The sequence below is a fragment of the Kitasatospora sp. NPDC024654 genome (assembly GCF_055559155.1).
This window is the reverse complement of sequence record NZ_JBVHLF010000186.1, coordinates 1-5,187: the sequence shown is the minus strand read 5'-3', so window position 1 is coordinate 5,187 and position 5,187 is coordinate 1. Positions and strand designations below refer to the sequence as shown.

Sequence of the window (5,187 nt, the reverse complement as noted above, 5' to 3'; positions counted from 1 at the left end):
CGCGAGCAGGTCCGCGATCCGTGCGCGCATCTGGCCGAGGTCGGCGCCGGCGGTCGCGGCCCGCAGCTCCAGGCGTCGGCGCAAGTCCCGGTCACCGTCGATCAGTTCGCGGACCAGGGCCAGCAGGTCCTCGCGTGAGCGCGACGAGAGCCAGGACTCCAGGCTGCCGGTCCTCGCCTCGCTGTCGGCCCGGAGCCGGGGCAGTTCCCCGCGCCGTTGCAGCACGACCAGGCCCACCGCGACACAGTGCTTGCAGAAGTTGCCGTCCAGACCGTACGGGCAATCGCACTCCCCCCACAGCCCGTCCTCCTCGTCCTCGTCCACCTCCAGCACGACCTCATAGGCATCGGTCCCATGGACGACGGCGGTGAACCGGTGCCCGTCCACCTCGAGCGAGTCGACCGCGTCACGGTAGCCCCGGCCCCGGTCGAAGGAACGCGGCCCCGCCAGCGCGCGCAGATCGTCCTCAGTGAATGCAGCAGTGCTCGTCACAGCACCCATCCAAGCGGACAAGGCCGGAAGCGTTCCAGAAATCGGCCATTTCACCCTCAGGCCCCAGGCTTCACGCGGCAGGCAGCCACCGGTTCCTCCCCTTCACGGACCAGGTCGTCTTCCGGCACCTCAGCCGCCCCGGCCCCGGCCGGCGGTGCACGGCGGCTCCGGGCAGTCCGGCTATCGGCGGCGACCCGCCGGACGGTAACCGTGCGCGGCCAGCCAGGCCCGCGCCCGGCCGCACTGCCGCTCCTCGGCGAACAGGCGAAACCGGTGCAGCTCGTCTTCCCGACGGGCCAGGACATCCCTGAACCGGCGGAATGCCCCACGGCCGGTGACGGCGATCTCCAGGCGCTCCGCGAAGTCGGCGTCACCTACCGTGGCGATGAACAGCTCCATGTCCCGATAGCCCTCCCGGGATCCTTCGCACCACACCGGCAGCCACCGGTCGGAGTCCGTGTCCTCCTCACACTCCTCCTGCCCGTCGAAGTCGACCTGCTGCGCCCAGCAGTCGCCGGTGGTCAGATCGATACGGCCACCGCCGTGGGCGGGGTCGCCCTCCAGTAGCCCGGACAGCTCCTCCAGATCCACCGCCAGCGGCCTGAGCGGCGATGCCGGGCCCCGACCCAGCGCGGCCGCCAGCTGCCGAGCCAGCTCCTCGTCGCCCTCCCAGCCGCGCTCGTCGAGCGCAGCGATGCACCGCTCGGCCACTTCCGCCGCCCCCGGCACCCGCTCGGCCGCCGCGCTGCCGACCAGGTCCCCCACCTGCTGCAGGACCTCGGCCAGCGGCCGACCCGACAGCACAGCGACCAGCGCCGCCCCGTCACCGGCATACCGTCGCGCGCGCAGCTGCCGCAGGCTGTCCTCGCTCCACGTCCCTGTCATGCGCATCAAGGTAGCCGCATCTCGGCGGGAAGAACGGATGAGGCATCATGATGGTGGCGGCGACTTCCTTACCGGTCGGTCGCCTCGGTCGGTCCTGCTGGGCTCAGGAGTTCGGCGCAGTGGTGCGGAGTCGCTGACTGATTCCCTGGGCGCGCTCGGGCACCGTCGCGCCGATCTCGGCCGCCAGCTCGTGGAGCGTGTCCAGGCCCGGGAGGTCCTCCAGCGCCTGGGTTACCAGCGCACGGGCCTGCGCGAGGCCACCGCGTGCACGCGCGAGCCGCGCCCGGAACAGCAGTTGGTACCCTCCGTCCAGCGCCGGATGCTCGGCGATCCTGTCCAGCAGATGGCCGGCGTCGTAGTCCGGCAACCGTTCCAGCAACATGCCGTGCCACTCCAGCAGATCGTCGGCCCGGCGCTTGCACTCGTAGGCGGCGGACGAGTAGCCCGCGATACGAGGACCCTTGGCCTGCCGGGTCCGGGCAACGCGGTCAAGGGCGACCACGTACTGCTCGGCGCAGGCCAGCCATGCGTCGGGGGCGGGGAGCAGGCGCTCGAGGACGACGGCCAGCATCCTCTCGTGTTCCGGTACCGAACCAAAGCCCCGCACCGTCCAGCCGAAGCGGGACTCCCAGCGGACCAGCTGCGGCATCGCACGTTCGGCGAACTCGGCCGGTCCGTGGCGATTCAGCATCGTGGCCCACAACGCGGCGACGGCCTCGGAGGCAACGAACTTCGCCGCTTCCATCGGATCATCCGAACGGAAGCACTGGTAGCTCTTGCAGTAGCAGGCCAGGTCCACGACCGCCGCGACCGCCTCCTCTCCCGAACGCGGGTCCTCGGCCGCGAGCGCCTGTCGAGCTGCCTCGGCGTGGCGGCGGAAGGTGAACCGCCAACCGGACCGCTCCTTCGGGCTCACCCTGTGGTCTCCGGCCAGATAGGAACCCGCACGAGCCAGCCCGACGAACTCCCGCACCTGCGCGAGCACCTGCTGCGGGTCCTGCGCCTCGGTCCTCGCCCGGGGCTGCGGCACGGCCGCCGCGGGAGCGATCTCCGCTTCGATCCGCTCGCGCACGGGCGCGGCACCGCGCCAGTACAGGTTCCACAGCGCCTTCCTCAACCGTTCCTCGTCAAGGTGGGCCAGCTGGGCGAAGAACTCTTCGCGGTTCATGCGACGCGTCACCATGGCGTCGGAGGATACCGTCCCAGCCGCGCTCACCTTCGAGGCGCAGGACACCCGCCCGTCCAGGGAAGTCCGGACGTCCACTCGGGATGTCCACTCGAATGCCTCCTGTCATCCGGCGAGCACCATGCCTTCGTTCAGCGCGGTCTCCTGATCGGATACACACGATCCGGCCGACGGACATCCTCGCTCTCTCCTGGACCGGTAGGCTGACTGGCATCCGCGTGCTCTCCCCCCTGCGAGGCATTGATCCATGCGCATGTTCTTCGAGCCGGACGACGAGGACGGCTTTGCGGCCGCCTGTGAGCAACTGGTCAGCCGGCTGGTGGCCTGGTGCGAGGAGCGAGGCGAGGCCAGCGACCCGATGGTGGCCGAGTCGGCGCTGGACTACCGGCATCGTGGCACGGTCGACGGCCGGCTGGGACTGTGGCAGCCACAGCAGGTGGAAGAGTTCCTGCTCGACTGGCTGCCGCGCACGCTCACCCAACTGCCCGGCCAGCCGCCGGCGGACGGTCCCGGAGGGCTGCGCGCCCTGCTGCGCTTCCTGCACGCGATGGGGCTGGATGATCCGCGCGGTGGCTCGCTCGATCTCCTGGAACGGGCGATCGACGCGGTGTCTCCGATGTTCGCGGAGGCCATGACGGACCGCACTCGCTGGGGGATGGCGAAGTTCTGGGCGACCACCGCCGCCGAGCAGGGCGTTGACGTCTTCGACCACGGCGCGATGGACCGCTTCACCGAGCGTACCCGGCGCGGCGAAGCCCCCTACGACGAGTCGACGTTGGAAGCGATCGTCCGCCGCCACCGCCTTACCGGCCCGCCCGGGGTGCGGCGCGCCGAGCCGCAACTGCCCGTCCTGCTGCCCGGTGACGATGAACTGCGTGCCGCCGCAACAGCCGTCCCACTGGTCGGCCAACTGGCCGCACTCGCGCAGTGGGCCGGCAAGGAGGGCCGGGAACTGACGAAGCTCGGGCGGCTCAAGCTCGCCGACGCCAAGGAACTCGTCGCCGCCCTCGGCACCGGCGACCGCCCCGGCTCGCCGCGCACCAGTTCCGACCTGCCGCGTCTCAACCTGGTCTTCGAGTGGGCGAAGAAGGCCCGCCTCGTCCGCCCGGCCAAGGGCCGCCTGTACGCGGTGGCCAAAGCCCGGCCTCTGCTGACGGACCCGCTCACGCTGTGGCAGCGAGCCTTCGAGGCCGTCTTCGAACTGCGCGAGGCCCTGATCGGCGGCACGGACGACTACCGACCGACGTCGATGCTGTACGCGACGTACGAAGACGTCCTACCGGATGTCCTCAACACCCTCTACAGCCTCCCGCACCCCATGCCCTGGCCCCGGCTGCGCGAGTCGACCCACCTCGCCTACCGCGCCCGCTACCACTTCACCGGCGAGGAACCGGCCCAGGAACGGATGTGGCTCCAGGAAGCCGACACTGACCTGCGCAGCGTCCTCGACGCCCTCGAGCGGCTCGGCGTCATCACCCGCGAGCACGGCATGGCCCACCCGGTCTTCCTCGACCTACCGACCCCGCCAGCCACCCCGGCACTGCCCCCGGGCCTGCCCCCGGAGCTCGCCACCCTCCTCGGCACCCCGGCCCCCGCCCCCGACGCAGCACGCCGCGCGAAGGAGCTGCGCACGGAACTCACCGCGGGCCCGGTTGAGCTGATCCGCCTCACCGACCTCGGCACCCACGCCGTACGGCTGCGGCTGCTCGCCGAAGGCCGCGACGCCCCGCTCATCGGTGAACTCGCCGACGCCCCGGCCGCCGGGCTGCTGGGCGTCCTCGCCGAACACTACGATCCTGCCTCCGCGCGCGCCGAACTCGCCGCGTGGACCCGTGCGCGCGGCGGAACCGAACCCGCGCTGACCGAGCTCGTCCAGGCCGTACGGGACACGCCGTGGCGCACCAGGGCGGGAGCCCTGCTCGACGCGCTCGCCGCCGCCCTGCCGGACGGAGAAGGTGAACGGCTCCTGCGCACCCTGCGTACCGACCCGCAGCTCGCCCCGACCGCACTCGGCGTCCTCACTCACCGCGAGCTCCTCCAGCCCGACGACCTTACCGCCCCCGAGTCGCTGCTGATGGTCGCCGAGGGCCTGCTCCAGCTCCTGGAACTCGGAGGACAGGACGCCACCGTCGACTCGCTGCTCTCCCAGGGCCGCAGGCAGGCCCGCGAGATCATCACCGCCTCCCTCGCCTCCCACCACCCCGACCAAACCGGCCTGGCCGCGCTCCGCTCCCTCGCCGACGGCCCGCTGCGCGAACGATCCGCCCAGCTCGGCCGGGCGAACGCCACCCGCACCCGCAGGAACACCACACGAGGCAAGGGCAAGCGGCGGCGCTGATCCCAACTGGCACCGCTCGAACGGGTGATATCCGTCCTCTCCTCTTCCTCCTTGCGGTCCGCGGTGCCACGATTTCAGAGTGGAGCTGAGTGTCCATGGCGTCGAAGCTGGCGCCCGCAGAACATAGGCCCCGAGTTATGGCAGGACCAGCTCCCCACGGGTCTGTACGGTCAACGACTCTGTCTCACATTCGGCTCTGGCCCGTAATCGGTGGTAGCGCTGTGTAGTGATCACTGGAGGAGGATGCGGTGGCGGAGCAGGGCAAACCCGGCTCGGCCGTGCATCT

At 71.1% G+C, this 5,187-nt stretch carries 4 protein-coding genes; 1 reads left to right on the top strand and 3 read right to left on the bottom strand.

Features of this window, described 5'->3' with window-relative positions; genetic code table 11:
• The 3 genes from ACZ38L_RS38360 to ACZ38L_RS38350 all read right to left on the bottom strand — a co-directional run.
• The coding region (locus ACZ38L_RS38360) for an SWIM zinc finger family protein (RefSeq protein WP_465702589.1) at window positions 1–492 on the bottom strand (492 nt) is incomplete at its 3' end.
• A gap of 180 nt (window positions 493–672) precedes the next feature.
• Complete coding sequence (locus tag ACZ38L_RS38355) at window positions 673–1,377, bottom strand: UPF0158 family protein (protein WP_465702587.1); 705 nt, start codon at window positions 1,375–1,377, stop codon at window positions 673–675.
• A gap of 103 nt (window positions 1,378–1,480) precedes the next feature.
• A complete protein-coding gene (locus tag ACZ38L_RS38350; protein ID WP_465702585.1) occupies window positions 1,481–2,545 on the bottom strand; it encodes a hypothetical protein in 1,065 nt (354 codons plus the stop codon).
• A 265-nt stretch (window positions 2,546–2,810) separates the two neighbouring features.
• Here ACZ38L_RS38350 and ACZ38L_RS38345 point away from each other — a divergent pair, with 265 nt between their 5' ends.
• Complete coding sequence (locus tag ACZ38L_RS38345) at window positions 2,811–4,901, top strand: hypothetical protein (protein ID WP_465702583.1); 2,091 nt, start codon at window positions 2,811–2,813, stop codon at window positions 4,899–4,901.
• Window positions 4,902–5,187: the final 286 nt, after the last annotated feature.